Genomic DNA, 2,567 nt, shown 5'->3' with positions numbered 1-2,567 from the left:
TCGCTCGCCCTTGGCTGAACCCACTCCCCTCCCAGCCTCAAAACCGACGTCCGCACGGGAACCGTCTGAACCGGATGACAAGCCGGATTTTTGCATGTCATTGATGTGAATGTTGGCGCCAGTTTCGACGGCTCAACGCTACGTAACGGGATGCCAGTCATTACAGAATTACCCGCCCAAAGCCGGACGGTGATTCCTTGGCTACCAAGTGCACTCATACTCGGTCATGCTACCGCGAAGCGTGGCATCTACTGTTTTTGCTGGCACGCTCGCAGGGCCTTCAGGGCAGTGTCGGTTCCTGCGAGGCTAAGCACGATGGGGTCGCCGCCTCGCCAACTAGCTGCTATGGCGAGGGTGTCCCGACGAAGGACAAACGGGGACATGAACGGCGACTGTTCTTATTTCCCCGTCTCGTCTTGTTGGACCGCTGGGGGTTGTCCACGAATTACTCCGGTTAGGTTCAAGATCCATCACCGTGCCGGGTAAGCTCAGAACGCGCTTGACGCGAGCGTGAGTGTGTAAATTACGTGGGCGGCGGGAACCAATCCCTGATGGTGCGGTGGCGCTCGCAGATTTTCGCCTCATCTCGGGGCTGCACAGGTGCTGTTACTGGCGTTGTGCTCGCGGTTCGTTGCTAATTGATGTTCGCTTTGCCGAACGGTAGGCGGGCGTACCGTCAACGCTATATATTCGAGCGAAACTCCCGCGGCCCGTTGCCTGTTGCCTTTCGGAAAGCTCGGGCAAAATTGGCTGGGGACGAATATCCTAATTCCGCCGACACGCGAGTGATCGAGCCATTCGTGTGCCGGAGGAGTTCAGTAGCTCGCCGAATCCTTACCGCGCTCGCCAGGTTGCGAAAATCGGTGCCCGCCCGATTGAGTTCACGTTGGAGGGTTCTGACGCTGGTGTCGATCGATTGCGCGACACTGTCGATCGACACGCGGCCAGTGAGAACCTGCGCGCGGACGTGCTCCATGATAACGTCTAGCAGATCCCGTGGAGCACCGCCTCGTCGGTCTCGCGCCAAATCCTCTATGGTGACGATCGGCCACAAAGCGCGCCTCGGCATAGCGGACAGATGGTGGCGTTCCGTAACAACCGTCACCGCGGGTGCGTCGAAAAGGACCGGGCACTGGAAAACGTCATCGAAGAGTCCCGTCTGGCTTGGCCTATCGGTATCAAGCTCGATGCGCAGCGGTCGCCAGTTTGGGGGCAAATAGGCCCTGAAGAGGCTAAGCAGAACGCCCGCCGCCGCGCAAGCGGTGTTGGCGTATCCGGGCCGGCCGGCCAAAGCGAAAACATAGCTGTATCGTACCTCGTCGCCGACGGTTGCGACTGACATCCTATCAACCGTACTATGGTAACAAAGACCAAAGATGGCGCGCTCGATGGCTTGCCCCAAGGTGTCGGCGCCAAACACGTAGCGTCCGAAGCTGCCGTAGTTGGCAGCATTCATCATCGGAGTGATCAGAATGCCGAAGTTGGCCTCGCCGGCGGCACGTGCGGCCGCTTCGACGAAGCCGATCACCGCCGCGTGCGGGATGAAGCAGTTCTCTCCCCCGGTCAGTTCGAGATCGAAGCCGATGGCGCGATTGGCCTGCAACAGCGCCTTTTGCCCCATTTCACGGCGTATGAAAGCCGGCATGCCATGCAGTATGGTGTTAGAGATGACAGGGATCTCAGCCATGTATGCGACGCTCCAGAAATGATGCAGTTGTGGCGCAAAATGAGTGGTTTGGAATTCCTAATACTGATTAGTGYAGTAAAATATAAGCGTTGCGCAAGCAAAGACCCGAACGGTACTGTTCCAGCGGCTCGCTGAAGTTCAGTTCTGTCGAAACAGGAGTGAATAGTTGACGCGCTACCCACCCCTGAACGCCAACAATGGCGCGAGTGCAAGGTCGTACATATCTTTGACCGTTTGCCTAGTCGTTACTCTGCTCGCTGCTTGTGCAAGCCGGCCGACGGGCGTCCTCGAGCCAGTCAAAGCCTTCTCGTCGGCGAGCCAGGTTGAGATGTTGATCGCGACGACGCGAGCCCGAGCCACCAAACGAGGCGAAATGTTTAGTGGCGAGCGCGCGCTTAGTCCAACCTTTGCGGACATTACAGTATCGATCCCGCCTGACGTTGCCCGCAAGGCGGGCGAAGTCGTCTGGCCACGCAAGCTCCCGCCCAACCCCAAGACGGAGTTCGCAACGCTGAAGGCGGAGGAAATGGACCGCGCGGCGGCTGAAAAGTGGTTGAACACCAACGTACGTAAGAGCCCGGATGGTAGCGTCCTTGTCTTCATCCACGGGTTCAATAATCAATTTGAGGACGCAGTCTTCCGCTTCGCGCAAATTGTTCACGATTCAGGCACCCGGAGTGTGCCGGTTCTTGCAACGTGGCCGTCCCGCGGCAGCCTTTTGGCCTATGGCTACGATCGCGAAAGCACGAACTATACGCGCAATGCCGTGGAAAACTTGTTCCAGTATCTGGCGCGCGATCCGGATGTGAAGGAGGTCTCGATCCTCGCGCACTCGATGGGCAACTGGCTTGCGCTTGAATCCTTGCGACAGATGGCCATC

The 2,567-nt window shown here is 58.2% G+C and carries 2 protein-coding genes; one reads left to right on the top strand and one right to left on the bottom strand.

Features of this window, described 5'->3' with window-relative positions; genetic code table 11:
* Positions 1-682: 682 nt before the first annotated feature.
* The gene (locus AC1DUU_RS29190) at positions 683-1,687 is read right to left on the bottom strand and encodes a helix-turn-helix domain-containing protein (protein ID WP_476786812.1); all 1,005 of its coding nucleotides are present in this window, start codon (positions 1,685-1,687) and stop codon (positions 683-685) included.
* A gap of 220 nt (positions 1,688-1,907) precedes the next feature.
* Between AC1DUU_RS29190 and AC1DUU_RS29185 the strand changes: the two genes are divergently transcribed.
* On the top strand, positions 1,908-2,567 hold a 660-nt coding region (locus tag AC1DUU_RS29185; RefSeq protein WP_476786813.1), incomplete at its 3' end, for an alpha/beta hydrolase.

The organism is Aminobacter sp. P4_H6_2 (assembly GCF_056400805.1).
This window is presented reverse-complemented; position numbering and strand designations above follow the sequence as displayed.